Here is a 24,880-nt window from a genome sequence, read left to right as displayed (position 1 = left end):
ACACGTTGGTTGTCGCGCGCTGGTTCACAGGTCCCGCAGTTCCTCGACGGCGGGGCGCCGGGCACGGCGGATTCCGTTCAGGGCCGCCGCCAGTACGGCGCCCAGGGCGGCCAGGACGGTCAGCGTCAGGTAGGGGCCGGGCACGGCCAGGGTGGCGGGGGGCGGGTCGAAGACGCCGGTGAGCACCTTGACCAGCATTTCTGACAGGGCCCAGCCGATGAGGGCGCCTCCGGCCAGGCCGGCCACGGCCAGCAGGAGGGCCTCGGTGAGGACCATGCCGCGCAGTTGGCGGGTGCGGGCGCCGAGGACGGTGGCGATGGCGAAGGTGCGGCGGCGTTCGGCGAGGCCGAGGGCGAGGACGAGTCCGCCGGCGCCTGCGGCCAGCAGGACGGCGAAGACCAGCTCGATGCGGGTCAGACCGGCCAGGTCGACGGAGGTCAGGCTGGTGCCGACGGTACCCCGGGTCTGGGTGAGGTCGGTGACGGTGGCGCCGGTGCCGAGCTTCGCCCGGAGCTGTGCGGCGATCTGCTGCTGGTGGGTGCCGCCGGTGTCGAGGAGGAAGGCGCCCACCGCGTCGCTGCCGGTGGTCTTGGCGATGTAGGAGGCGTTGGCGACGAAGAAGCTGTCCTTGCGGGCGGTGGGGAACTCCTTGACGACGCCGGCGTAGTGGAAGGGGACGGTGCGCAGGGTCTTGGTGCGGGCGTCCTGGATGCGCAGGTTGACGGTGTCGCCCGGGGAGAGCTGGAAGTCATTGACGGTCTCGGCGCTGACCAGCAGGTTGTCGGGGCGCTGAGCCAGCTTCCGCATGAGCTGCACGGTGGTGCCGCCGGAGAAGTAAGCGTCCTGGAGGGAGGTTGCCTGGGCGATGGTGCCGGGTTGGACGCCGTAGAGGTCCTGGAGGTCGGAGCCTACGTAGGCGAAGCGGTGCTGGAGGGGTTCGACGTGGTGGACGCCGGAGATCTTCAGTGAGCCGGCCGCGCTGGGTGGGATGTGGGCGCCGGGTGGTTCGGTGACGGTGACGTCGGCGCCGTTGGTGAGCCGGGCGTCGACCTCGGCCTGCTGTTTGTAGGTGGAGTTGAAGACGGCCGTGGATGTCGCGAAGGACACGGCGAGGGCGAGCAGGACCACCGAGCGGGCGAGCGGGCGGCGGCGCCGGGCGAGGATGGCGGCGGTGGTCCCGGCGAGGTTGGCGGTCAGTGGGCGGGCCAGGCGGGCGAGGGCGGGGCGTCCGTGGGCGAGGGCCAGCAGAGTGAGGCGCCACAGGAGCAGGGCGGCACCGATCCACAGCAGCGCGGGGCCCAGGAAGGCCCAGTACGACACCGAGATGCTGGGCACCCCCTCCGGGGCGAGGACCAGGGCGTACTGGTTGCCGGAGGAGGCCCGGAAGACCAGCCAGGACCCGATGAGCAGCGCGAAGTCCAGGCCGTACCGCGCCCACCAGGGGCTGCGGGTGCCACGTGCCCCTGGCACTTTTCGGGTCTCGGCGACGGTCACCGTGCGCAGATCGCGCAGGGCGGGGACGAGGACGGCGCCGGCGGCCACAGCGGCACCGAGGACGAACGCGATGCCGTACCAGACCGCCACCGTACCGGCGCTCGTCCCGAAGGACGCGGTACCGAAGGCGAGGCGCCCGGTCAGCGCGGCGATGCCCAGCCCGGCCGCACCGCCCAGCAGGCCGGTCAGCGCCGCCTCCAGACCGGCGAGGGCGGTGATCTGGCCGGGGCGCAGCCCGCGCAGCCGCAGCAGCCCCTGCTCCTGACGGCGCCGCTCACTCCCGGCGGAGGCGACCGCGACGGTCAGCGCGGCGGCCAGGACCGCGCCGGGGACTCCGAGGAAGAGGAAGAGGATCTGGGCGTACAGGGCGTCCTGGCGGGCGGAATCCAGCGCCGCTCCGACGTTGTTGCCGACCAGTGCGGTACCGGCGGAGCGGGCCTCAAGGTTGTGGGCGGCGCGGGTGACGGAGGTGAAGGCGGCGGCCGGGTCGGCGGGCAGGCGCGCGGTGTCCCGTGCCACATGGATCTGGGTGGTCGTACCGGTTGAGCCCTGGGTGAGCGCGGCGAATTGGGCGGCGGGCAGCAGGACGACGTTGTCCGGGGGTGCGGTCGGCTGGGACTGGCCGGGGGCGCCGACCGTCTGGAAGAGGGAGTCGGCCTGGGGCAGGTCGACCACGCCGTCCACCTTGACCTGGCGGATTCCCACGCCGGGGAGCTGGACGCCGACGGTGTCGCCGGGGGCCGCGTGCAGGTTGGAGGCGGTCTGCTGGGCCAGCAGGACACCGGTGGAGGCTCCGGAGAGGGGGCGGAGCGCGTCGGGGAACAGGGTGCGGTAGCCGTCGGGCAGGCCGAGTGTCATGCCGGGGCCGGTGGTCTGGGTGCTGCCCTGCACGCGGGCGGTGAATCCGGCGGTGCGGGCGTAGCCGACGGGCAGGGCGGCACGGGTACCGGGGGCTTTGCGCACGAGGGACAGCACGGCGTTCGGGTCGGCTCCGGGTTGTACCTGGACCTGCCAGTCGACGGCGACCGAACGCAGGGCGCGCTGGGTCATGGTCGCCTTGGAGGCGGTGAGGAAGGAGCCGAGTGCGGCGACGAGAGCGACCGCGAGGGCGATCCCGGCCAGGGCGGCCAGCAGGCGTCCGGTGCGGTGGCGGGTCAGGCCGCGGGCCCAGGCGGTGATCACGGAACCTCCTCGGGTGCGAGCAGCCGGCCGTCGCGCATGGCGCGCCGGACGGCGAGGCGGGCAGCGATGGCGGGGTCGTGGGTGGTGACGACGAGGGCCGCGCCCGTGTGGTCGGCGGCTGTCAGCAGGGCGTCCAGTACGCGGGCGCCGGTGGTGTGGTCGAGGCGGCCGGTCGGCTCGTCGGCGAGGATCAGGCGCGGCCTTTGGGCCAGGACGCGGGCGGCCGCTATGCGCTGGGCCTGGCCGCCGGAGATCTCCTCGGGCAGCCGGTCGGCCAGATCGGCGGCGTCGACCAGGGCGAGTGCGGCGAGCGCGGCCTCCCGTGCCTCGGGTTCGGGCCGGTCGGCGAGGACCAGGGGCAGGGCGGTGTTCTCGACCACGCTCAGGGCGGGGATCAGGCTGTCGCCCTGGAAGACCAGACCGATGTCGTACGGCCCCAGTGACGCGGCGCGGCTCACTGTGCCGCTGGTGGGCTGCTCCAGTCCCGCCAGCAGGTGCAGCAGCGAACTCTTCCCCGATCCTGAGGGGCCGACGACCGCGAGCCGATCGCAGGCCGCGATCTGCAGGTTCGCTCCGTGCACGGCCACGACGGCCTGCGGGCCGCTGCCGAAGGTGAGGGCGGCGTTCTGGCAGGCGACGAGCGTCTCATCCGGTGGCATCCCGGGCCTCCTGCCTGTCCGATGCCGTCGGGGCACTGACTGTCCTTCCGTCCGCCAGGCGGACGACCCGGTCGGCGACGCGTACGGCCTCCGCGCTGTGGGTGACGATCAGCACCGCGCAGCCCCGGGCGGCCCGGTCGCGCAGCAGCATGAGGATGACCTGCTCGGTCTCGCCGTCCAGTTCGCCGGTCGGTTCGTCGGCGAGCAGGACGTCGGGAGAGTTGGCCAGCGCGACGGCCAGCCCGGCGCGGGCCAGTTCACCGCCGGACAGCTGCCGGGGCAGGGCGTGGACCCGTCCGGCGAGTTCCACCTGGCCCAGCAGCTCCTGGGCGGAGACGGCGGGCTTTCCCGCGGCGGCCCGCTGGGCCAGGCGGATGTTGTCGCGGACGCTCATATGGGGCAGCAGGTTGCGGGTCTGCAACAGCACGCCGATGTGCCGGGCCCGCAACCTGGCCCGCTCGGTCTCGGGCCGGTGGCTGATCCGTACGCCGTTCACGCGCAACTCGCCGCCGCAGGGTTCGTCGAGCCCGGCCAGACAGGCCAGCAGGGTCGACTTGCCCGACCCGGACGGCCCGACCACCGCGAGCGTCTCACCCCGCCCCACCCGCAGGGACACCCCGCGCAGCGCGAGCGTCTCCTCCTCACCGGCCCGGTAGAAGCGGTACAGCTCGCGGGCGGTGAGCACCGTGTCGTCCGCCATGGTGGTCACCGCCAGGCGAAGGAGTCGCTGATGATGCGCCAGGGGTCCACGTTGTCGGCGTTGACGGGGCCGGACAGTGTCAGGTCCACCTCCCGGCCGGAGCGGTAGAAGGCGTAGCGTTCGAAGGCATCGCGCACCACCTTGCCGGTCACCGGGTCCTTCGCCGAGTCCCCCTGATAGGTCACGAGGACGACGCGGCCCGCGTGCCGGGTCACCTCGGACACCTTGGGCGAGGCGAACTTCGGTACCTGTGAACGCAGCCGGGGCAGGACGGTGTTCGTGACCGAGCCGACCGTGGGTGCGGTGGCCTCCTTGGCCTCCTGGATCCGTACGGTGTTCAGCTTGTCCGTGAACGCGGTGGCGGCGCCCTGCTGGGTACGGGCCCAGCCCTCGGGCACCTTCACGGTGAAGCCGGTTCCGCCGAAGGCGACGTACACCTGGTTGTCAGGGATGTCACCGGGCGGGTTGGACTCGGTGGGCGCCGCATTGTTCTGCGCGCCGGGGGGCGAGGACGACGAGGACGAGCCCGAGGGCGGAGGGGCCTTGGAAGCCGTCGAGCCGGATCCGGAACAGCCGGCTGTCACCGCCGCGACGAGCCCCAGACCCACCATCGCGGACGTCCGTGCGTGTGCTGCCATGTCCACTGCCCTCCAGGGAGCGATCGGACCGGACGGTCGTACCGTCGACGCTAGGAGCGGGCCGGTTAGGGCCGTGCTCGGCGAGGGTTAGACGACGGCAAAACGTGTGGCACACGGGGGCGGGGCGGCGGATGGGGCCGCATGATGAGGGCATGAGACAGCGCGTGGTGCGAGTCGCCGTCGTCGCCGCCCTGGTCGCCGTCGCCCTTCTCGCCGTCCCCCTGGCCCTGGCCATCCGCTCCACCTCGTACGCCGACCAGCGCGACACCCTGGAACGGGCCGCCCTGGCCGGAGCCGTACGCGTGAGTCCGGACTACACGACCGGCGACCCGGTCGAGCTGCCCGCGTCCCCGGCCGGCGGGCGCCTCGGTCTGTATGACGCCCGGGCACGACTGCACGCGGGCAGCGGCCCCCAGGTTGGTGACGCCCCGGTCCACGGGGCTCTCTCCGGCGAGGCCGTACGGGGCCGCTCGGGCGGCGATCTGGTCGTCGGGGTGCCTGTCTCGCACGCCGAGCACGTGATCGGCGTCGTACGGGCGTCCTCTCCGGCCACCGCCGTACGCGACAGGGTCTTCCTGGCCTGGGCGGCGCTGCTGGGCGTGGCCGCGGTCGCGCTGGCCGTCGCCGTGCTCGTCGCCCGCCGACAGGCACGAGCACTGGCCACACCGCTGGAGGACCTCTCCCGCCACTGCCGGGCCGTCACCGAAGGGGACCTGAACGCCCGGGCGGCACCCAGCAGCATCACCGAGATCGACCAGGTCGCCCGCACCCACAACGAGATGCTCCACAGCCTGTCCGAACTCCTGCGCCGTGAACGCGACTTCGCCGCCAACGCCTCCCACCAGTTGCGCACACCCCTGACCGGCCTCCAGCTCACGCTCGAGTCGGGCCTGGAACAGGACGACGACGCCCGGCTGCGGCCCGTCCTCACCGAGGCGCTCGCTACCACGCGACGGCTGCACCGCACGGTGGAGGAGGTGCTGCGCCTGTCCTCATCCCGTGGTCTGCCCCGGGCAACTGCGGCCGACCGGCCCCTGGGCCAGGTGCTGAGGGCGACGGAGGAACGTTGGCACGGCCCGTTCGCCCAGGCCGGCCGGCGCCTGGAGTGCCACGCGAGGGATGTCCCGGGCGACACCCCCGTCCCCGGCGGGCCCGTCGCGGAGATCCTCGACATCCTGCTGGACAACGCCCGCGTCCATGGAAGCGGCACGGTCCGCCTGGTCGTACGCGACCTCGACGACGCCCTCGCCTTCGATGTCACCGACGAGGGCGAGGTTCGCGGCCCGGCGGCACAGCTCTTCGACCGCGGCCACACCGGCGGGGGTCAGGGGACGGGTATCGGCCTCGGCCTCGCCCGCGATCTCGCGGTGTCCCTGGGCGGTCGGCTCTCGCTGACCGGCAGCACACCGACCGCCTTCACGCTGCTCGTGCCGGTACGCGGGGATGGGACGGCGTGAAGACTGACAGGCCCCCGTTTTCGTTGATCGGTCACTCATCGGAATCGGAACGGGCGGTTCGCATTACTTTGTTCTTAGCGCGCATGATGCCGGTCCCAGATCCGTGGTGGCGAGGATCTGGGACCGTGTTGATCGTCTTCGGACCTGTCCGACCTGGAGGCTTAGGGCTGAGCATTTCGGTGCTGGTTGGGCTGCTTGCGCCTCATCGCCTCGGCCATCTGTTGACGGGCGACGTACATCGCCGTGCCCAGTCGGCGGGTGCCGGTGAGCTGACACAGTGCGTGGGCCGCGTCCTCGAGCCGGCGGGCGGTCTCGGCGCTGTGGTCGACGGCCAGGCGGCGCCTGAGCGTGTCGCATCGTTCGACCAGCTTTCGCAAGCGCGGAGGGGACGCCATGATCATGGCTGTCTCCCGTGCGAACCGGCCCGCATCGATCACTCTTCACCCATACGGTCGCAGCCGTCGGCGCCTGCCGCATCCTGAGAACAGGCTGCGAAGGCTTGCGCGCACCGGTGTCCTTCGGCCCCCGGCATCGGGCCGGGGACCGCGATGTTCTAGGCGACAGAACGCCCTACCGTGGGAGGTCGGACCCGTACGACTCGGTTGACGGCTGTCTTCTGGAGCAGGCCGTAGGCGAGGACCGGGAGCAGCAAGTGGGGTTTGCCCGGGAGCGCGGCGGTGATGTCTCGGCAACGGGTGAAACGAGGGCCACGTACGGCGCTGGCGCTGCTGTTGTTCATGCCGCAGGCGAGGGTGAGCGAGGAGCCGGCGGGCGGGTCCAGCCGCAACAGCCGCGCGGCGGCACGGCCTAGGCGAACGACAGCTGGCAGACCAGTGGCGCGACGACCAGCGCGGCCCCCAGCAGCAGGGGGCGCGGCTGGGCGACGCCGGTGCCGCGCGGTCACCTTGTCCGCCCGGCTGATCTGCCGGGTTGCGCACCCGTACGATCCAGGGCTACGACCCTTGGCCACCGCCGGGCAGGTCTGTGCCCGCGCCGACAGGACAATGTGCTCGATTTCGGCTGACACGGCAGCGGGGCTGGACAAGATCAACCTTGCCCAGCCCCGCTGCCGGCACGAACACGCTGCGACCGGCTGCAGACCCGCATCAGCTCACCGTCAGCTGACCTTCACGGTGACCGGCGAGGAGTGGAACGTGCCCGACTTGGTCGCCACCCGCACCTGCTCGGTGCCCTTTTTGGTGAACGTCCGCTTGATCGTGTAGGTGCCGTTCTTGTTGACGGCCCCCGTGGTCTTCAGCGTGGTCCACTTGCCGTTGTGCATGTGCTGGAGCACCAGCGTCGAACCGGACTTGATACCCCTGACCCGGCCGGCTTCGACCGCCGCACGGGAGTCTGCGGACATGCCCGGGCTGCCACAGGCGGCCCCGGCCTGCGGCTCGCCTTCGTGTGCAGAGGCCGCGTGGCTCTCGGCGCAGCCCGGCCACTGAGCCCGTCGGCCGGGTGGGCCGGCCGGGCAGCTGTGCGGTCTGTCAGCCCATGTCCGTCAGGAGGGCGTTCAGTTCCTTCTCCTGCTGCGCAGGCGACATCGGCGGGTTCGAGTGATCGATGCCGAATGTCTTGAGCACCTTGTCCATCTGGGCGTCGATGGAGGTCCAGCCGGTCTGGTCCAGCGGCTGCAGCGAGGCTTGGTCGGCGTCCCACAGGTCACGCAGCGACTGGGCGGCCGCGTGCGCGCCGGTCGCGTTCCCCGAGCGTGCGTCCTTGAGCGAGGTGGAGGCGAGGGTCTTCAGCGCGGCGACCTTGGCGGGCGGGAACTTCTTCACCGCCTGGCCGGGAGCCATCTGGACGGCGGAGGTGTTGTCCTCCTCCGGCGCCGGGCCGACGTGCGGCTGGCCGTGGGCCCAGACCAGCAGGCCCGCGGTGGCGACGGCGAGCAGTCCGAAGCCGGCAAGCGCGGTGCGCTCCTTGCGCGGGTTGCTGGTGGCCGGTACGGCGTGGGTCGCCTCGTGGGTCTCGGTCACGTCCGAGCGGGTCACCGTCAGGTAGACCACGGTCGCCAGGATCAGGCCGAGGAAGATCAGGCTGGTGGTGAACGTGCCCAGCGCGAGACCGGTCGGCTCGCCCGGCTGAGCGACCTTCGGGGAGGCGAGCCAGTCGCCGATGTTCGCGCCCAGCGGGCGGGTCAGGATGTAGGCGAGCCAGAAGGACAGCACCGGGTTCGCGCCGAACTTCCACAGCAGCGTGATCGCCGCGATGAGGCCGAGCGGCAGCAGGACCGACACGCCCGGGCTCCAGCCGGTCAGCTCGAGGGTCCAGTCGCCGGTCGCGGTGCCGAGCGCGAAGGTGACGAGAACGGCGAGCCAGTAGAACGACTCACGCGGCAGCGTCGTGACCGAGTGGATCGAGAGGGTGCGCTCGCGCAGCCACCACACGCCGAAGACCACCGCGAGCAGCACCGAGAACACGGCGGAGCTGATCCACAGCGGCACGTTCATCTGGTCGGTGAGGATGTCGGTGTACAGGGTGCCCGTGACGCTGACAACGACCACGGTCAGCCAGTACGGGAACGGGACGTACCGCTTCAGCCGCAGCTGGACGGCCAGGACCACCACGAACACCGCAGTGAAGATCCAGGCCGTGTTCACCAGGCCGACGCCCAGCTTCATGTTGATCCAGTCGGCGAAACTCTCACCGACGGTCGTGCACAGGACCTTGATCACCCAGAACCAGATGGTGACCTCGGGGACCTTGTTGAGCATGAGGCGCCCGCTGCGCGTACGTGCTTCCGTTGTCGTCGTCATGCGGTGAGGTTTACGTGGCGAACCTGCACGCAACCTGACTACGTGGCCGCACGCGCTGCCGGGAGCGTCACCTCGACGTGACCGCGGCCGTCCGCGATCGCGCGGACCTCCGCACCGGCCGAGGCGGCGATGCGCCGGACCACCGGCAGCCCCAGCCCGTACCCGTCGCCGCCGGTCACCCCCGGTTCAAAGACCCGGTCGACGTCCGCGGGGTCGAATCCGGGGCCGTCGTCCAGGACATCGACCACGATGGCCTCGCCCTGGTTGCGCGCGGTGATCCACACACGTGACCGCGCATGCCGCAGGCCGTTCTCCAGCAGGGGCGACAGCAGCGACACGGCGACCTCGGGCGCCAGTGCCACCTCGACGTTCGAAGGAAAGGCGACCTCGACCGCGCGGCTGCCGATCGCCTGCCGCGCAGCGGAGCGCAGATCGCACCGGGTCCCCTTGTCTGCCCGTGCGCGCGCGGCGCGCAGAAGCGTCGTGATCGCCGCATCGAGGCGGTCGACCTCGCTCAGCACCGCCTCCGGCGGCACCGGCCCACCGGAAAGCTGGGCCAGTTGCGCCTCGGCCCGCAGGACCGTGAGCGGTGTCCGCAGCTCGTGGGCGATCTCATCGGTGAGCCGGCGCTCGTCCGCCAGCGCGTTGTCGACGCGTTCCAGGAGATGGTCCAGGGTCCGCCCCAGTTCCCCGAACTCGTCGCGGGGGACCCCGAGGTTGAAGCGGCGCCCGGGTTCGTGATGGCCCCAGTCGTCGGCGAGGGCGGCCATCTCGTGCACGACCCGCAGCGCGCGGCGCACCACGAGGTGTGCGACACCGCCGGCGAGGAGGATCGTGAGGCCGCCCAGTATCAGGGACAAGGTCAGGCTGCGCTGCTCGGATGTCTCGTAGGGCGTGAGGTCCACCCGGACGATCACCATGACGTGGTGGCCGTCGGTCGGGACCTCCCGCGTGTACAGGAGGTAATCGCCGGCCGACGCGGTCTGCGATCGCCCCGAGTCCGCCAGCTCCTCGACGCGATCGACCAGGCTCGGCGGCACGTTCCCGTCGATCAGGCGGCCGTCGGCATACACCCAGGCGACCTCGTCCAGCGCCTCGCTGCTGTTCTCCGTCAGTACGACACGGCCGCCTTTGGCGGTGACGTTCGCCGCGACCGCCTCGGCGCGAGTACGTGCCAGATCGTGCGCGTCGGCGTCCGTCACCCGGCTCAGCAGCACGTGCGAGACCACGACCAGGATCGCCACCACGGCGGTGGCGATCAGCACAGTGAGCGCGACGACCCGCTTACGGAATCCCGTCACTGCCATCGGTAGCCCACGCCGCGGACGGTCACCAGACGCTCGGCCACACCCAGCGGACCGAGCTTGGCCCGCAGCCTGCGCACATAGGAGTCGAGGGTGTTGTCGCTGACCTGCGCCCCGTGCGGCCAGCCGGCAGCGATGAGGGCGTGGCGGCGTACCGCGTCGCCCGGCGAGGCGATCAGGCGGCCCAGCAGCCGGAACTCGGTCGGGGTCAGGCTCATGCTCACCGAATCGTAGGTCACCACGTGCTTCGCCGGATCGAGGACGACCTCGCGCGGTGCGGGCGCGACAGTGGCCCGGCGCAGCAGCGCTCGGACGCGGACCAGCAGTTCCGGGATGTCGAAGGGTTTGGTCATGTAGTCGTCGGCGCCGGCCTCGAAGCCGCCCACCTTGTGATGCAGGCCGTCCAAGGCGGTGAGCATCAGCACCGGCGCGTCGACGCCGCGAGCCCGCAAGGCCAGGCATACGTCGCGGCCGTCGGCGTCCGGGAGCCCGAGATCGAGGACGACCAGATGGGGTGCCGGTGCGAGCTGCCGCAGCAGGCTGTCGGCGGTGGCGGCGACGGAGACGGTGTGGCCGTCGTGCTCCAGGGCGCGCTTGAGGACGTCGCGGACCGCCGCGTCGTCTTCGCACACCATGATGAAAGCCACGTGCTGACCCTAGATACTCCCGTCCCACTTCTCCATCTGCCCTGGTCAGCCGCCTGACGATCGGGAGCAGTCCGCTGGTGCCGCGCGCCTCTGCCCTGCCATGAAGCCGCGACGGCCGGGCGCGAAGAGCGGGGGACGGCGCACAGGCGCAGGTCCACGCCGTGATGGCGGGCGTCCGCGCGGCCGACAGCCCCGGACCAGGTGGGAGCCGGTACACCACTTCTCAGGCCGGAACCGCGGCCACAAGTCTCGGGTAGAGGATCACGCGGCCCGGCTAGAAGCCGGTAAGAGGTGAGGGGTTTGCTCCTGCCCCCTCGGGCGCCTCCGACCAGGCCTTCTTGCAGAGAACTTCGCTGCTTCTGCAACCTCTCATACCTGCCTCGGGAGGCGTGGCCGGATCGGATCGGTGAGCCTGGTCTCAAGTGGAGCGTCCCGAAGGACAGGCGTGTGGCGGGGGGAATCGTCACTCAACCCGACGGGAGCCGCAATGAGCAGCACTTTCCGCGGCCGGGGCATCCGGGCGGTAGCCGCCGAGGTCCTGCCGACAGGGCTGCTCGCGGGTGGGACGGCCGATGTCGGCGCCGCGGGCTCACCGCCCCCTCCGATGGCGAGCAGGACCGTCAAGCCTCGATCACCGTCACGGCCAAGCCGACCACCGTGTCGGCCGGACACACGGTCGTCTTCACCGGGCGCACCGCCGGCGTAAGGACTGCTGCTTCGGTCGTGCCGCAGCGGGAGAAGCGGGGCACGTGGACCACGCTGAACGTCAGCAGCCAGGCCAAGAAGAGCAGCGCTGACGCACTTGGCACTCGCCCGAGCAGCAAGGGCACGCAGCACCACAGCGTGTCGTCCGGTTCCGCGTTCCCGCATCGCGGGCGTGTTCACCGTCCAGTGAGGCTCCTGAGCCCAGGGCATGCATCAACCATGCGCATGCCCGGTGCCAACTGACCGGCTGAAGGGCCGAGCGCGACAGGAGAAGCCGTTCCTGTGATCGAGGTGCCCGTGGTGCATTCCAGAACAGGATGGCGGCGCGTGATGGCGGTCACAGCCGCGGCCGTGCTGGGCGCGTGCGCAGCCGTGCCGGCCCTGCCGACGTCGACCGCCGCTGCGCTGTCCCACGGGCCCGCCAGGCTCGGCGCACCGGCTTCCGTCGTCGACTGCCGGATCACCAAGTGCGTCGCGCTGACCTTTGACGATGGACCGACCCAGTACACAGCGGCCGTACTCGACGCACTTGAGCGCCAGCGCGGCGTGGCCACGTTCTTCCTGATCGGCCCTCACGCTCTTCAGTACCGGAAGGATGTAGTGAGACAGCAGCGGGACGGCGACGCGATCGGCGACCACACGGTCACCCACCCCCACCTCACCCGCCTCACACCCGCCCGGATCGACTACGAGCTGGAGATTGCGGCGGGGCAGATCGCCTCCGTCACAGGGCACCGGCCGACCCTGTTCAGACCGCCCTTTGGAGCGTGGAACGCCAAGGTGCGTGCGGCAGCCGGTGCGGAAGGTCTGTCGGTGGTGATGTGGAGCGTCAGCTCCAAAGACTGGAAGTACCACAACGCCCACCTCGTCGAGCAGCGCGTGCTCGCCCGTGTGCGACCCGGCGCGATCATCGTCCTGCACGACCGTTACGCGACCACCCCACCAGCCGTCCCCCACATCATCCACGCCCTGAAGGCCCGCGGCTATGTCCTGGTCACCGTCCCCCAGATGTCCGCCACGACCGGCGGCCTGCAACCCGGTGTGGTCTACCACCATGGGCCGTAGCCGAGCCCTCCGCAGGGCGGTACTGCACTGGGGCCCTGCTGAGCGGCGGACACGCCAGGCCCCTGTCCCGCTGAGATCATCGGCGGTCGCGGAACTCACAGGCCCATGATGCGGATGCCGTGGCTCAGACGTCGCAGCGCAGGAGCCGGTGCGCCGCCCCTGCCGGCGCCAGTGCCGTCCAGCCGAGGATGACCAGGAGCCCGGCCGAGGGCGAAAGGGTGGTGGAGTCATGAGTCAGCGCGAAGATCGACTCGCCCGCGTGGCTCGGCAGGTGGGGGTCGATGTCGCCCTGCTACGAGGTGGGCAGCAGGGAGACCGGTTCCCGAGGACGGCGCCGAGCCCGAAGGTGTAGGTCCCGATGCGAAGTCCTGTTGTGGTTGTCATGGCTCACCCACCCGAGTCCGGTGGTTGGGGCGCGAGCAAGGGCACGGACACCGGGAGGCGGCCCGCGAGCCGGTCGAACGCGGCTGGGCATGCCTTGGACCACACGGTGAAGTTGTGTCCGCCTGCCGGGGGCAAACCAGACCGTCTGGAAGCCGTGCCGAAGAGGGAAGCTCTGCGGCGCTGGGACTGAGGACGCCCTCTCGCATCGGTCGCGCGTACACGCGGGAGAACTCGTACTTGGACCCACGAGGGTTCCGGCAGTGCCGGCGTGTCGTGCCGAGAGAGTCAACAGCCGCCGGGTTCCCCCGGCCGTGTGAGATTTCGTGATACGTGAGAGGGTCTGGGGCGTGAGTGAGACAACACCGAACACCCTGCAATACCGCTTTGACGGGCCAGAAGACGCTCCGGTCCTGATCTTGGCTCCCTCACTGGGTACCACATGGCACATGTGGGACCGGCAGGTCCCGGAGCTGACGAAGCAGTGGCGGGTCTTCCGATTCGACCTGCCGGGCCACGGCGGCGCCCCCGCCCACCCGGCCGGTTCCGTCGGCGAGCTGGCGGCCCGCCTGCTGATCACGCTGGACACGCTCGGCGTGCAGCGCTTCGGCTATGCCGGCTGTGCCCTGGGCGGCGCGATCGGCCTCGAGCTGGCCCTGCGCCACCCCCAGCGCCTCGCCTCGCTGGCGCTGGTCGCCACCTCACCCCGGTTCGGCACCGCCGACGAGTTCCGCCAGCGCGGCGTGATCGTCCGGACCAACGGGCTCGACCCGATCGCCCGGACCTCGCCCGACCGCTGGTTCACCGGCGGGTTCGCCGCCGCGCAGCCCGCCATCACCGAGTGGGCCGTACAGATGGTGCGCACCACCGACCCGGGCTGCTACATCGCCGCCTGCGAGGCCCTCGCCGGGTTCGACGTGCGGCCCGAGCTGGCCCGGGTGGACGCGCCGACCCTGGTGCTGGTCGGCTCCGACGACCAGGTCACCGGACCGGCCGAGGCCCGCACCCTGGTCGCGGGGATACCGGACGCCCGGCTCGCGGTCGTGCCCGGCGCCTCCCACCTGGTGCCGGTGGAGCAGCCCGCCGCCGTCACCGACCTGCTGGTACGGCACTTCTCCACCGCCTGGCAGCAGCCCTTCGACACCGGCCAGACGGCCCTCCCGGCCGCTGCGGTCAACCCGGCGCTGACGGCGGCGCCGCAGGTCGTACCCGTCGCCGAGATCGCCCCCGCCGTCGTACCGCCGCAGCCGCTCGGGCCGCCCGACCGGTACGAGACGGGGCTGAAGGTCCGCCGGGAGGTGCTGGGCGACGCGCACGTGGACCGGGCGCTGGCCCAGGCCGACGAGTTCTCCGGCGACTTCCAGGAGTTCATCACCCGCTACGCCTGGGGCGAGATCTGGGACCGGCCGGGCCTCGACCGCCGTACCCGCAGCTGTGTCACGCTCACCGCGCTGGTCGCCGGCGGCCACCTGGACGAGCTGGCCTTCCACACCCGCGCCGCCCTGCGCAACGGCCTCACCCCGGACGAGATCAAGGAAGTGCTGCTGCAGGCGGCCGTGTACTGCGGTGTCCCGGCGGCGAACAGCGCGTTCCGGGTGGCCCAGCAGGTCATCCGCGAGGAGACCACCCCCGCCGAGTGAGCCGAGTGAGCCCCGGTCCGGCGCAGACGGCAGGATGGGGAGACATGAAGCTCACCAAGAAGTCCCACGCCTGTGTCCGCCTGGAGAAGGACGGGCGGACGCTCGTGATCGATCCCGGCGGGTTCAGCGAGCAGGACGCGGCGGTCGGCGCGGACGCGATCCTGGTCACGCACGAGCACCCGGACCACTTCGACGAGGGCCGGCTGCGGGCCGCCCTGGAGACGAACCCGGCCGCCGGGATCTGGACCCTGAAGTCCGTGGCCGACCAGATCACGGCGGCCTTCCCCGGCCGGGTGCACACCGTCGGCCACGGCGACACCTTCACCGCAGCGGGCTTCGACGTGCAGGTCCACGGCGAGCTGCACGCGGTGATCCACCCGGACATCCCGCGCATCACCAACGTCGGCTACCTGATCGACGGCGGCCGGGTTTTCCACCCCGGCGACGCCCTCACCGTCCCCGGCCGGCCGGTCGAGACGCTGATGCTCCCGGTCCAGGCGCCCTGGAACAAGATCTCCGAGGTCATCGACTATGTCCGAGAGGTGAAGCCGCAGCGCGCCTACGACATCCACGACGCCCTGCTGACCGACCTCGCCCGTCCGATCTACGACCGCCAGATCGGCGCCCTGGGCGGCACCGACCACCAGCGGCTCACCCCGGGGGCCTCGGCGGACGTCTGAGGGACGTTGTCACACCCGCCAGGTAGGTTGTGAGGCATGCGCATCGCTACCTGGAACGTGAACTCGATCACCGCCCGCCTCCCGAGGCTGCTCGCCTGGCTGGAGAGCAGCGGCACCGACGTGCTCTGCCTCCAGGAGGCAAAGGTCGCCGAGGAGCAGTTCCCGTTCGAGCAGCTGCGCGAGCTGGGCTACGAGGCGGCGGTCCACGCGACCGGCCGGTGGAACGGGGTGGCGGTGCTCTCCCGGGTCGGCCTGGAGGACGTCGTCAAGGGCCTGCCCGGAGACCCCGGCTACGAGGGCGTGACCGAGCCGCGCGCCCTCTCGGCGACGTGCGGCCCGGTCCGTGTCTGGTCGGTGTACGTGCCCAACGGCCGCGAGGTGGAGCACCCGCACTACGCCTACAAGCTCCAGTGGTTCGAGGCCCTGAAGGCCGCCGTCGCCGGTGACGCGTCCGGCGGCCGCCCGTTCGCGGTGCTGGGCGACTACAACGTGGCGCCGACCGACGACGACGTCTACGACGTGGCCGCCTTCGAGGGCCTGACCCATGTCACCCCCGCCGAGCGCGCCGCCCTCGTCTCCCTCCAGGAGGCGGGCCTGTCGGACGTCGTCCCGCGCCCCCTGAAGTACGACCACCCGTACACGTACTGGGACTACCGCCAGCTCTGCTTCCCCAAGAACCGCGGCATGCGCATCGACCTGGTGTACGGCAACGAGCCCTTCGCCAAGGCCGTCAAGGACGCCTACGTCGACCGCGAGGAGCGCAAGGGCAAGGGCGCGTCCGACCACGCGCCGGTGGTGGTCGACCTGGACGTGTGATGCCACGCTGGGTCCATGCACCTTCCGTTCCTGGGCCACCGGCACCACAAGAACGGAGACGCGGCGCTCCCGGCCGACCCCGAGTCGATCGCCGCGCTCCTGTCCGAATGTGAACTGCTCCGCTCCCAGGCGGCCCAGGCGGATGTCGGCCTCGACGACACCCCGGCTTCCCTGGAGGCGCTGGACCAGCTGGTCCCGCGCTGGCGCGACGACGCGGAGACCCTGCCCTGGCTGGGCAACGACGCGGGGCTGTACCTGGGCACGGTCGTCGTGCGCACCGTGCCCGGGGCCACCTGGGAGATCAGGTCCGACGGCGAGCCCGTCCTGCGGCTCGCCTCCGGCCGCGAGGTCGAGGTCGTGGACGCCGGCCGGGCCTGGGCCGCGAGCGGCGTCCCCGAACTGTCGCAGCTGTACGCGGAGATCGCCGAGACCTGACGCCGACTACGTCTGCATCGTGGACCTCGACTACGATGAGCCGTTCATCCCAGTGGTGACGGTGATCTCGCCGAGCCGCACCGGGATACATGGGCCAGGCTCGTCCGGCGGCAGCCGATGATCACTGCTCGCGCACGGGGACGGACACGTACGACGGGTCGTCCGGCGGCGAGGAGAAGGTCAGCTGCGCGCCGGACGGGTTGTGCTCGATGTAGAGCGGGTCGACCGTGTCGACGACCAGCGCCAGGCGGTGCCCGGCGGGGACGTCGTAGGCCGTGGAGAACAGGTCCAGGTTCACGTCGAACGGCTCGCCGGGCGTCCTGTCGTGCCAGGTGTAGGGCGCGTTGGTGACCAGCTTCCCGAAGCCGAGCGGCCCCACGTCGTACAGATAGGCGATGAGGGTGCCGCTCTCCTTGGTCGGGGTGAGCGTGGTGTGCAGCGTGGCCGTGCCCCGCACCTGCTGGGCGGTGCCGTACCGCTCCGACTGCCACACGGCCGCCCAGAGGCGCGGCAGCAGCGGGATCGAGGCGACGGGCGGCAGTTGGGCGACCTGGTCCAGGATGCTGGAGAGGAAGACGATCCCGCCGTCCGCGCCCGAGTCGACGTTGGCATGGATGGTGGTGGAGCCCGCGAGCGCGAGCTTGCGGCGGGTCGCGCCGACCGACTTCCAGTCCGGGTAGCCCTCGTATCCCCCCGCGCTACGGGACTTCAGCTGGACGGGCTGTTCGCGGTCGATGCCGTTGTCGGCGCCCTTGAGGTAGTGGTCGAACCAGCGCCCGGTGTCCGTCCACACGTCGTTGGGCAGCCCGAACAGGCCGGTCGCCTCGGCGGTGGCGTGGTCGCCGGGGCGCATCTCGAGCCGCTTCGGGACCGTCAGCTTCTCGTAGAAGTCGGCGTACTGGTTGGCCGGAAAGATGGTGTCGCCCCAGGCGTTGGCCATCATGACCGCGGCGCCGTTCTTGTTCAGCTGGTCGACGTAGGTCGCGACGGAACGTTTCCGCCCCCAGTCGATCATCTCCTGTTCCTTCGTCAGATTGGAGGCGTAGAAGTTGTCGAAGATCTCTCGGAGTTCGGGGCTCTCGCGGCCGGTGAGGATGCCCGCGCCGTCCAGCAGGGCGGCCGCCTGGACGTGCTGGGTGCGGCCCGAGTAGATCGAGTCGATCAGGTCGGCCCAGCCGCTGAGCGCGGCGACCGCCTTGATGCGCTTGTCGTGGGCGGCGGCGAGCAGGCTGATGCCGGCGCCGTAGGAGACGCCCGCCATGCCGATGTGCCGCGGATCCGCGGGGGTGTTGGCCAGCGCCCAGTCGATGACCTTGGAGGCGTCCGCTATGTCCGGTGGACCCGCCACTTCTATCTCGCCGCCGGACTGCCAGAACCCGCGCACGTTGTACGTGAGCACCACGTACCCGGAGTCGGCGAGCTTCTGGGCCTGCGCGAAGTACTCCACCTGGGGCAGGCCCCAGCTCGTGGGCAGCACGATGAGCGGGTAGCTGTGCGAGCCGTCGGCGCCCGCGGGCGTGACGACGTTCGCCTTCAGTACGGTGCCGCCGTCGCCGCTGATGTCCACGAAGCGTACGGACGGGGCGGCCTGCGCGGCCGGAGCCAGGCCGACGACGGTCCCCGCGATCAGCGCCGCGGAGACGACTCCTACGGCGGAGGTCCGCAGGGTGGTGCGACCGTGTCCCATGGGTCACTCCTCACTCGTGTCAGTGCAAAGTGACTCGACGGTAACCGGCGGACCTTACCGTAAGTAACCCGTCGGTAAGTTACGCACCGGTAAAGGTTTTTACGACTGCGCGGGCTCGGGTTCGGGCAGTGGGGTGCGCGCCGCCCGTGTCACGTCCGCGACCAGCTCGACCACATCCGGGCCGTACGCCTGCGAGTTGACGACCTTCAGCAGCAGGACGAAGGGTCCGGTGCCGTACTTGCGGTGCAGTCGCTCGTGGTGGCGGGCGAGATAGCGGGTGGCGGCCTGGTTCGTGATCGCGCGCTGGCCGCAGAAGAGGAACACCGGCCGGAACTCCCCTTGTTCGTTCGCGGTGAGCCGGGCGAGCAGTACGTACTCGCTCCGGCCGCGCTCCATCCGGTACTCCTCCGAGCCGATCCGGAGGGCGCCGAGCTCCGGACCGGCGTCGGCCTCGACGTTCATCCGGGTGCCCGGCAGCAGCGAGGAGAGGTGGGCCGCCATCCGGCGGTTCGAGTAGGGCCCGCCGACGCAGAACTCCGTCCGCTGGCCGAAGCCCTGCTGGGGGGCGTCGTGGGCCACGACCTGGGCGTGTGCCTTGCATTCCTTGATCAGGGCGGAGAGTTCCAGCAGGGCGAACACGTCGTACCGCATCACCGTCAACTCCGGTCCGCCCGCCTTGTGGTTGACCACGAGCAACGACTCCGAGTTGTCCGGCAGCCCGAAGAACGCCTGCTTGCGGCGCAGTTTGCGGCGCCACAGATACGTACGGGCGAGCCAGCCCAGCGAGGCCGATATCCCAGTCGCCACCAGGCCCAGGACGATGTTGCGCACGTCGTCGTTCATGGCCGCGCATGGTAGCGGGCCCGGGCGACGGCTACGTACCCGTGTTCGATGTGTGACAGTCGTGTGGCGGGCGACCGAGGCGTACTGTTGGCGTTACGGCAATCTGGTTACGCTGCGCGGACGGTCCCGACGGGAGGTACGGATGGGTCGGCCTGGCGCGCGGAAACTGGCGGTGGTGGCGGTCTCGGCCGCCGTGGTGTCGGTGGGAGCGGCGGCTCCGCCCACCCCGACGAGCGAGACGCTCACGAAGGTTCCGGTGGCCGTCGGCTACGGCGGTGCCGTGGCCAGCGTCGACGCGGACGCCTCGGCCGCCGGCATCGAGGTGCTCAGGAAGGGTGGCAACGCGGTCGACGCGGCCGTCGCCACCGCGGCGGCGCTCGGCGTCACCGAGCCCTACTCGGCCGGCATCGGCGGAGGCGGCTACTTCGTCTACTACGACGCCAAGTCCCGTACGGTGCACACCATCGACGGCCGCGAGACCGCGCCGCTGACCGCCGACTCCACCCTGTTCACGGAGAACGGCAAGCCGCTCGCCTTCGCCGACGCCGTCAGCAGCGGCCTGAGCGTCGGCACCCCGGGCACGCCCGCCACCTGGCAGACGGCGCTGGACCAGTGGGGCAGCAGAAACCTCGGTACGGTCCTGAAGCCGGCCGAGCGGATCGCCCGCGACGGCTTCACCGTGGACGACACCTTCCGCTCGCAGACCGCGTCCAACGAGACCCGGTTCCGCTACTTCCCCGACACCGCCAAGCTGTTCCTGCCGAACGGGCGGCTCCCGGTCGTCGGCTCCACCTTCAAGAACCCGGACCTGGCGCGCACTTACCAGGAGCTGGCCAAGAAGGGCGTCGGCGCGATCTACCACGGCGACCTCGGTGACGACATCGTCGACACGGTCAACAAGCCGCCGGTGGACCCCGGTTCGGGCTGGAACGCCCGCCCGGGCAAGCTGACCGAGAAGGACCTGGCCGCCTACGGCACCAAGCTCCAGAAGCCCACCCGGACCTCGTACCGCGGTCTGAACGTGTACTCCATCGCGCCCTCCTCCTCCGGCGGCACCACGGTCGGCGAGGCGCTCAACATCCTGGAGAAGACCGACCTTTCGAAGGCCAGTGAGGTGCAGTACCTGCACCACTACATCGAGGCCAGCCGCGTCGCCTTCGCCGACCGCGGCCGCTGGGTCGGCGACCCCGCCTTCGAGGACGTGCCGACCAGGGAACTGCTGTCGCAGCGGTACGCCGACTCGCGCGCCTGCCTGATCAAGGACGACGCCGTCCTCAGCAGCCCGCTCGCACCCGGCGACCCGCGCCACCCCGCCGCCTGCAACACCGGCGGCACGGCGGCCCCGACGACGTACGAGGGCGAGAACACCACCCATCTGACCGTGGCCGACAAGTGGGGCAACGTCGTCTCCTACACGCTCACCATCGAGCAGACCGGCGGCAGCGGCATCACCGTGCCCGGTCGGGGCTTCCTGCTCAACAACGAGCTGACCGACTTCTCCTTCGCCCCGGCCAACCCGGCCGTGCACGACCCGAACCTGCCCGGGCCGGGCAAGCGGCCGCGCTCCTCCATCTCGCCGACCATCGTCCTCGACCGGCACAACAAGCCGGTGGTGGCGCTCGGTTCGCCCGGCGGCGCGACCATCATCACCACCGTGCTGCAGACCCTCACCGAGTTCCTCGACCGGCATCTGCCGCTGGTCGACGCCATCGCCGCCCCGCGCGCCAGCCAGCGCAACGCGGCCCAGACCGAACTCGAACCAGCCCTGTACAACAGCGACTTGAGGACCCAGCTGGAAGCCATCGGGCACAGCTTCAAGCTGAACCCGGAGATCGGCGCGGCGACCGGCGTCCAGCGGCTGCCGGACGGCAGGTGGCTGGCCGCCGCCGAGAAGGTACGACGCGGCGGCGGCTCGGCGATGGTGGTGGATCCGGCGCCGTAGCCGTCACACCTCGGGGGCGGGCAGCCCTCACACCTCGGGAGCGGACGGCTGCGCCTGCTGCGCACGGAAGTCCAGCCGTCCGTCCCTGACGTCCACCGTGACCCGGCCGCCCTGGGAGATCGTGCCGTCCAGCAGCAGCCGGGACAGCTGGTTGTCGACCTCCCGCTGGATGGTGCGGCGCAGCGGGCGGGCGCCGTACTCGGGCTGGTAGCCGCGCTCGGCGAGCCAGTCGACGGCCGCGTCCGTGAACTCGACCGCGACGCCCTGGCCGTCCAGAAGGCGACGGGTGTGTTCCAGCAGCAGATCGGTGATCTGCCGCAGTTGCTCGCTCGTCAGCTGCCGGAAGACCACGATCTCGTCGATCCGGTTCAGGAACTCCGGCCGGAAGTGCTCGCGCAGCGGCCGCAGGACCTGCTCGCGCCGCGCCTCCTCGTCGGCGTCGGCGCCACCCGGCCCGAAGCCGATCCCGGCACCGCGCCGGATGATCACGTCGGAGCCCAGGTTGCTGGTCATCACGATGACGGTGTTGGTGAAGTCCACCGTGCGGCCCTGGGAGTCGGTCAGCCGGCCGTCGTCCAGGACCTGCAGCAGGATGTTGAAGACGTCCGGGTGGGCCTTCTCCACCTCGTCGAGCAGGAGCAGCGAGTACGGGTACCTGCGCACCACCTCGGTGAGCTGGCCGGCCTCCTCGTGGCCGACGTACCCGGGCGGAGCGCCCACCAGCCGGGAGACGGTGTGCCGCTCCTGGTACTCGCTCATGTCGAGGCGGACCATACGGTCCTCGCTGCCGAACAAGGCCTCGGCGAGCGCGCGGGCCAGCTCGGTCTTGCCGACGCCGGTCGGGCCGAGGAAGAGGAAGCTGCCGATGGGCCGGTCAGGGCTGGAGAGCCCGGCGCGGGACCGCAGCACGGCCTCGGCGACCACGCTCACCGCCTCCTCCTGGCCGATCACCCGCTGGTGCAGATGCGCCTCCAGGCCCAGCAGCCGCTCCTTCTCCTCCTGGGTCAGCCGGCTGACCGGGATGCCGGTCTGCCGGGACACCACCTCGGCGACCGCCTCCGCCGTCACCTCCAGGTTCTGCCCTTCGTCGGCCTCGTCCTCGCCGCTGGCCTCGGTGATCCGCTGCTTCAGCGCGCCGATCTTGTCCCGCAGCTGGGTGGCCCGCTCGTACTGCTCGTCGGCGACCGCCTGGTCCTTGTCACAGATGAGCTGCTCCACCTCGCGCTCCATCGTGCGCACGTCGGTGCCCTTCGTCCGGGCGCCGAGGCGCACCCGGGCGCCGGCCTGGTCGATCAGGTCGATCGCCTTGTCGGGCAGGTGCCGGTCGGTGAGATAGCGGTCCGACAGCTCCACGGCGGCCACCAGTGCCTCGTCGGTGTAGCGGACCTGGTGATGGGCCTCGTACCGGTCGCGCAGGCCCCGCAGGATCTCGATCGCGTCCTCGACGGTCGGCTCGGGCACCAGGATCGGCTGGAAGCGGCGGGCCAGCGCCGCGTCCTTCTCGATCCTGCGGAACTCCTCCAGCGTGGTCGCGCCCACGATGTGCAGCTCGCCCCGGGCCAGTGCGGGCTTGAGGATGTTGCCCGCGTCCAGCGCACCGCCCTCGCCGCCCGTACCGGCGCCGACGACGGTGTGCAGCTCGTCGATGAAGACGATCAGGCGGTCGGAGTGGGCGCGGATCTCCTCCACGATGTTGTTCATGCGCTCCTCGAAGTCGCCCCGGTAGCGGGTGCCCGCGACGACCCCGGTCAGGTCCAGGGCGACCACCCGGCGCCCGGCCAGCACGTCCGGTACGTCCCCGTCCGCGATGCGCTGCGCCAGCCCCTCGACGATGGCCGTCTTGCCGACGCCCGCGTCGCCGATCAGCACGGGGTTGTTCTTGCCGCGCCGGGACAGCACCTCGATGGTCTGCTCGATCTCCTCGTCGCGGCCGATCACCGGGTCGACACGGCCCTGCCGGGCCAGGTCGGTCAGATCGCGGCCGTACTTGTCGAGCGTCGGCGTGGAGGTGGGCCGCTGGCGCTCGGTGCGGACCTGGGTGGCCTCCGGGGCCTCGGGGGGCGGGCCCGCCGAGAAGCGGGCCGCGTGCAGGATGTGCCCGGCCGCCGAGTCCGGGTTGGCCGCCAGTGCGCTGAGCACGTGCTCCGGGCCGATGTACCCGGCCCCCACCGACCGGGCCAGGTCGTGCGCGTCCAGCAGGGCGCGCTTGACGGCCGGGGTGAGCGAGAGCGACGTCGGCGGGGGCGCCTCGCCCGGCGGGTGCTGGACGGGGCCCGCGCGGTCGTCGATCTCCGTGGCGAGCGAGTCGGGATCCGCGCCGGCCCTGCTCAGCAGGGTCCGGGTGGGCTCGGCGGACAGGGCCGCCCGCAGCAGATGCTGGGTGTCCAGGTCCCGGCTGCCGTGGTCGGCGGCGTACTGGGCGGCCCCTCGCACCATCTCCCGGGCCGGCTGGCTGAGCAGGCGGCCGATGTCGATGTGGCGGGGGCCTTGGGCTCCGCCTTGGGATCCGCCGAGGAAGCGGCCCAGGAAATCACCGAAGGGGTCGGGAGGGTAGCCGTTGGTCATGGCGTTCCGTTCCTTTGGTGCGTGTTCCTAACACCTTGGCACGGATGGCTGCGCCTGGCATGTGCGGGGCGCCTAGTGATGAGGGGCCTGGTGTGGTGTGGCGGCTGCGGGTTTTGTTGTGGCTGGTCGCGCGCACGCGGCGGAGCCGCATATTGATACAGCCCCGCGCCCCTTAGGGAGTTTCCCTTGCTGTAAGGATCCTGGGGCCGTTCTCCGTGATCGCCACCGTGTGCTCGGTGTGGGCTGCGCGGGAGCCGTCTGTCGTGCGGAGGGTCCAGCCGTCGGGGGCTTCGTAGTAGGTGTCCTTGCCGCCGGCGATCAGCATGGGCTCGATGGCCAGGGCCATGCCGTGGCGCAGGGGGAGGCCTCGGCCTGGGCGGCCCTCGTTGGGGACCCCTGGGTCCTCGTGCATGTGGCGGCCGATGCCGTGGCCGCCGAAACCTGCCGGGATGCCGTAGCCCGCCGTGCGGCACACCCGGCCGATCGCGTGTGCGATGTCGCCGATGCGGTTGCCGACGACGGCTGCCTCGATCCCGGCCGCCAGGGCGCGCTCGGCGGTGTCGATGAGGCGCTGGTCCGCCGGGCGGGGGCGGCCGACCGTGAAGCTGATCGCCGAGTCGCCCACCCAGCCGTCCAGGTCGGCGCCGCAGTCGATGGAGACGAGGTCGCCGTCGCGGAGGCGGTAGCGGGTGGGGATGCCGTGCACGATCGCGTCGTTGACCGAGGCGCAGATCACCGCCGGGAAGGGGGTCGGGGCGAAGGAGGGGCGGTAGCCGAGGAAGGGGGAGGACGCCCCGGCCTCGCGCAGCACCTCCCGGGCCACCTCGTCCAGCTCCAGCAGGGAGATGCCGACGTCAGCGGCCTTGCGTACGGCTGTCAGGGCTCGCGCGACGACCTGGCCCGCGGCGTGCATCGCGTCGATGGATGTGTCTGTCTTCAGTTCCACCATGCCAATTACTATACCGGTATTTGAATGGGGGGCGGGGTGGGGGCGGTATTAGAATGGGTGTCATGGTGCGTACCCCTCTTACCCCCGAAGAGCGTGAACGTGGCGAACGGCTCGGGCAGTTGCTGCGTGAGGCGCGCGGCGGGCGGAGCATGGTCGAGGTCGCGGCCGAGGCCGGCATCTCGGCCGAGACTCTCCGCAAGATCGAGACCGGGCGGGCGCCGACCCCGGCCTTCTTCACGGTGGCCGCGCTGGCCGGGGTGCTGGGACTGTCCATGGATGAGCTGGTCGTGCGGTGCGGGCTCGTGGCTGTCTGAAACACGTCTACGGCG

Annotated in this window: 22 protein-coding genes and 2 pseudogenes; 8 read left to right on the top strand and 16 right to left on the bottom strand. The window is 71.2% G+C overall.

Going from position 1 to position 24,880, the window contains the following annotated elements; genetic code table 11:
• Positions 1-24: 24 nt before the first annotated feature.
• The 4 genes from CRP49_RS45500 to CRP49_RS45485 are packed head-to-tail and all read right to left on the bottom strand — an operon-like array spanning position 25 to position 4,673.
• Positions 25-2,676 carry an FtsX-like permease family protein gene (locus CRP49_RS45500; RefSeq protein WP_097259166.1) on the bottom strand — a complete coding sequence of 884 codons (2,652 nt, stop codon included), beginning with the start codon at positions 2,674-2,676 and terminating at the stop codon, positions 25-27.
• On the bottom strand, positions 2,673-3,335 hold the full coding sequence (locus CRP49_RS45495; protein WP_097259165.1) for an ABC transporter ATP-binding protein: 663 nt from the start codon (positions 3,333-3,335) through the stop codon (positions 2,673-2,675). The genes CRP49_RS45500 and CRP49_RS45495 overlap by 4 nt, the downstream gene beginning before the upstream one ends.
• Positions 3,322-4,035, bottom strand: a complete 714-nt coding sequence (locus CRP49_RS45490) for an ABC transporter ATP-binding protein (protein WP_097259377.1) — start codon at positions 4,033-4,035, stop codon at positions 3,322-3,324. Before CRP49_RS45490 ends, CRP49_RS45495 begins: the two co-directional genes overlap by 14 nt.
• 5 nt (positions 4,036-4,040) lie before the next feature.
• A complete protein-coding gene (locus CRP49_RS45485; protein ID WP_097259164.1) occupies positions 4,041-4,673 on the bottom strand; it encodes a hypothetical protein in 633 nt (210 codons plus the stop codon).
• A 152-nt stretch (positions 4,674-4,825) separates the two neighbouring features.
• On the opposite strand from CRP49_RS45485, the gene CRP49_RS45480 reads away from it, so the two are divergent.
• Positions 4,826-6,130, top strand: a complete 1,305-nt coding sequence (locus CRP49_RS45480; RefSeq protein WP_097259163.1) for a sensor histidine kinase — start codon at positions 4,826-4,828, stop codon at positions 6,128-6,130.
• A gap of 161 nt (positions 6,131-6,291) precedes the next feature.
• Here the strand turns inward: CRP49_RS45480 and CRP49_RS45475 are convergent, their stop codons facing one another.
• From CRP49_RS45475 to CRP49_RS47440, 7 genes and pseudogenes are all read right to left on the bottom strand, one after another.
• Positions 6,292-6,525: a DUF5133 domain-containing protein gene (locus CRP49_RS45475; RefSeq protein WP_257033853.1), complete on the bottom strand. Its 234-nt coding sequence runs from the start codon at positions 6,523-6,525 to the stop codon at positions 6,292-6,294.
• A 158-nt stretch (positions 6,526-6,683) separates the two neighbouring features.
• Positions 6,684-7,024, bottom strand: a pseudogene (locus tag CRP49_RS48775) (sodium-dependent transporter); the annotation flags it as partial.
• A gap of 223 nt (positions 7,025-7,247) precedes the next feature.
• Complete coding sequence (locus tag CRP49_RS45465; RefSeq protein WP_097259161.1) at positions 7,248-7,493, bottom strand: hypothetical protein; 246 nt, start codon at positions 7,491-7,493, stop codon at positions 7,248-7,250.
• 127 nt (positions 7,494-7,620) lie between these two features.
• The gene (locus tag CRP49_RS45460) at positions 7,621-8,892 is read right to left on the bottom strand and encodes a hypothetical protein (protein ID WP_097259160.1); all 1,272 of its coding nucleotides are present in this window, start codon (positions 8,890-8,892) and stop codon (positions 7,621-7,623) included.
• Positions 8,893-8,930: 38 nt separating this feature from the next.
• A complete protein-coding gene (locus CRP49_RS45455; protein ID WP_097259159.1) occupies positions 8,931-10,199 on the bottom strand; it encodes a HAMP domain-containing sensor histidine kinase in 1,269 nt (422 codons plus the stop codon).
• Positions 10,190-10,843 carry a response regulator transcription factor gene (locus CRP49_RS45450; protein ID WP_097259158.1) on the bottom strand — a complete coding sequence of 218 codons (654 nt, stop codon included), beginning with the start codon at positions 10,841-10,843 and terminating at the stop codon, positions 10,190-10,192. The genes CRP49_RS45455 and CRP49_RS45450 overlap by 10 nt, the downstream gene beginning before the upstream one ends.
• 620 nt (positions 10,844-11,463) lie before the next feature.
• Complete coding sequence (locus tag CRP49_RS47440; protein ID WP_179852067.1) at positions 11,464-11,625, bottom strand: hypothetical protein; 162 nt, start codon at positions 11,623-11,625, stop codon at positions 11,464-11,466.
• A gap of 253 nt (positions 11,626-11,878) precedes the next feature.
• Between CRP49_RS47440 and CRP49_RS45440 the strand changes: the two genes are divergently transcribed.
• On the top strand, positions 11,879-12,613 hold the full coding sequence (locus CRP49_RS45440) for a polysaccharide deacetylase family protein (protein WP_097259156.1): 735 nt from the start codon (positions 11,879-11,881) through the stop codon (positions 12,611-12,613).
• 124 nt (positions 12,614-12,737) lie between these two features.
• Here CRP49_RS45440 and CRP49_RS48770 read toward each other — a convergent pair.
• Positions 12,738-12,929: pseudogene (locus CRP49_RS48770) on the bottom strand (ABC transporter permease); the annotation flags it as partial.
• A gap of 415 nt (positions 12,930-13,344) precedes the next feature.
• On the opposite strand from CRP49_RS48770, the gene pcaC reads away from it, so the two are divergent.
• Genes pcaC through CRP49_RS45415 form a run of 4 tightly spaced genes read left to right on the top strand, consistent with a single transcriptional unit; the run spans position 13,345 to position 16,565 of the window.
• Positions 13,345-14,634 carry a 4-carboxymuconolactone decarboxylase gene (gene pcaC, locus CRP49_RS45430; protein WP_097259155.1) on the top strand — a complete coding sequence of 430 codons (1,290 nt, stop codon included), beginning with the start codon at positions 13,345-13,347 and terminating at the stop codon, positions 14,632-14,634.
• 44 nt (positions 14,635-14,678) lie between these two features.
• Entirely contained in the window at positions 14,679-15,314 is a 636-nt protein-coding gene (locus tag CRP49_RS45425; protein ID WP_097259154.1) for an MBL fold metallo-hydrolase, read from the top strand.
• Between the two features lie 36 nt (positions 15,315-15,350).
• Positions 15,351-16,130 carry an exodeoxyribonuclease III gene (locus CRP49_RS45420; protein WP_094214991.1) on the top strand — a complete coding sequence of 260 codons (780 nt, stop codon included), beginning with the start codon at positions 15,351-15,353 and terminating at the stop codon, positions 16,128-16,130.
• 15 nt (positions 16,131-16,145) lie between these two features.
• On the top strand, positions 16,146-16,565 hold the full coding sequence (locus tag CRP49_RS45415) for a DUF6278 family protein (protein WP_097259153.1): 420 nt from the start codon (positions 16,146-16,148) through the stop codon (positions 16,563-16,565).
• A 121-nt stretch (positions 16,566-16,686) separates the two neighbouring features.
• On the opposite strand, the gene CRP49_RS45410 is transcribed toward CRP49_RS45415, so the two are convergent.
• Both CRP49_RS45410 and CRP49_RS45405 read right to left on the bottom strand, forming a co-directional pair.
• Positions 16,687-18,252: a CocE/NonD family hydrolase gene (locus CRP49_RS45410; RefSeq protein WP_097259152.1), complete on the bottom strand. Its 1,566-nt coding sequence runs from the start codon at positions 18,250-18,252 to the stop codon at positions 16,687-16,689.
• A gap of 99 nt (positions 18,253-18,351) precedes the next feature.
• Positions 18,352-19,095, bottom strand: a complete 744-nt coding sequence (locus CRP49_RS45405) for a hypothetical protein (protein WP_097259151.1) — start codon at positions 19,093-19,095, stop codon at positions 18,352-18,354.
• 142 nt (positions 19,096-19,237) lie between these two features.
• On the opposite strand from CRP49_RS45405, the gene ggt reads away from it, so the two are divergent.
• Positions 19,238-21,037 carry a gamma-glutamyltransferase gene (gene ggt, locus CRP49_RS45400; protein ID WP_179852066.1) on the top strand — a complete coding sequence of 600 codons (1,800 nt, stop codon included), beginning with the start codon at positions 19,238-19,240 and terminating at the stop codon, positions 21,035-21,037.
• A gap of 27 nt (positions 21,038-21,064) precedes the next feature.
• On the opposite strand, the gene CRP49_RS45395 is transcribed toward ggt, so the two are convergent.
• Together CRP49_RS45395 and map are read right to left on the bottom strand one after the other, a co-directional pair.
• Complete coding sequence (locus CRP49_RS45395; RefSeq protein ID WP_097259150.1) at positions 21,065-23,602, bottom strand: ATP-dependent Clp protease ATP-binding subunit; 2,538 nt, start codon at positions 23,600-23,602, stop codon at positions 21,065-21,067.
• Positions 23,603-23,774: 172 nt separating this feature from the next.
• Positions 23,775-24,551: a type I methionyl aminopeptidase gene (gene map, locus CRP49_RS45390; protein ID WP_097259149.1), complete on the bottom strand. Its 777-nt coding sequence runs from the start codon at positions 24,549-24,551 to the stop codon at positions 23,775-23,777.
• A 62-nt stretch (positions 24,552-24,613) separates the two neighbouring features.
• Here map and CRP49_RS45385 point away from each other — a divergent pair, with 62 nt between their 5' ends.
• Entirely contained in the window at positions 24,614-24,865 is a 252-nt protein-coding gene (locus CRP49_RS45385) for a helix-turn-helix domain-containing protein (protein ID WP_097259375.1), read from the top strand.
• Positions 24,866-24,880 lie beyond the last annotated feature (15 nt).

The organism is Streptomyces sp. Ag109_G2-15 (assembly GCF_900215565.1).
Taxonomy (GTDB): Bacteria; Actinomycetota; Actinomycetes; order Streptomycetales; family Streptomycetaceae; genus Streptomyces; species Streptomyces diastatochromogenes.
This window is presented reverse-complemented; position numbering and strand designations above follow the sequence as displayed.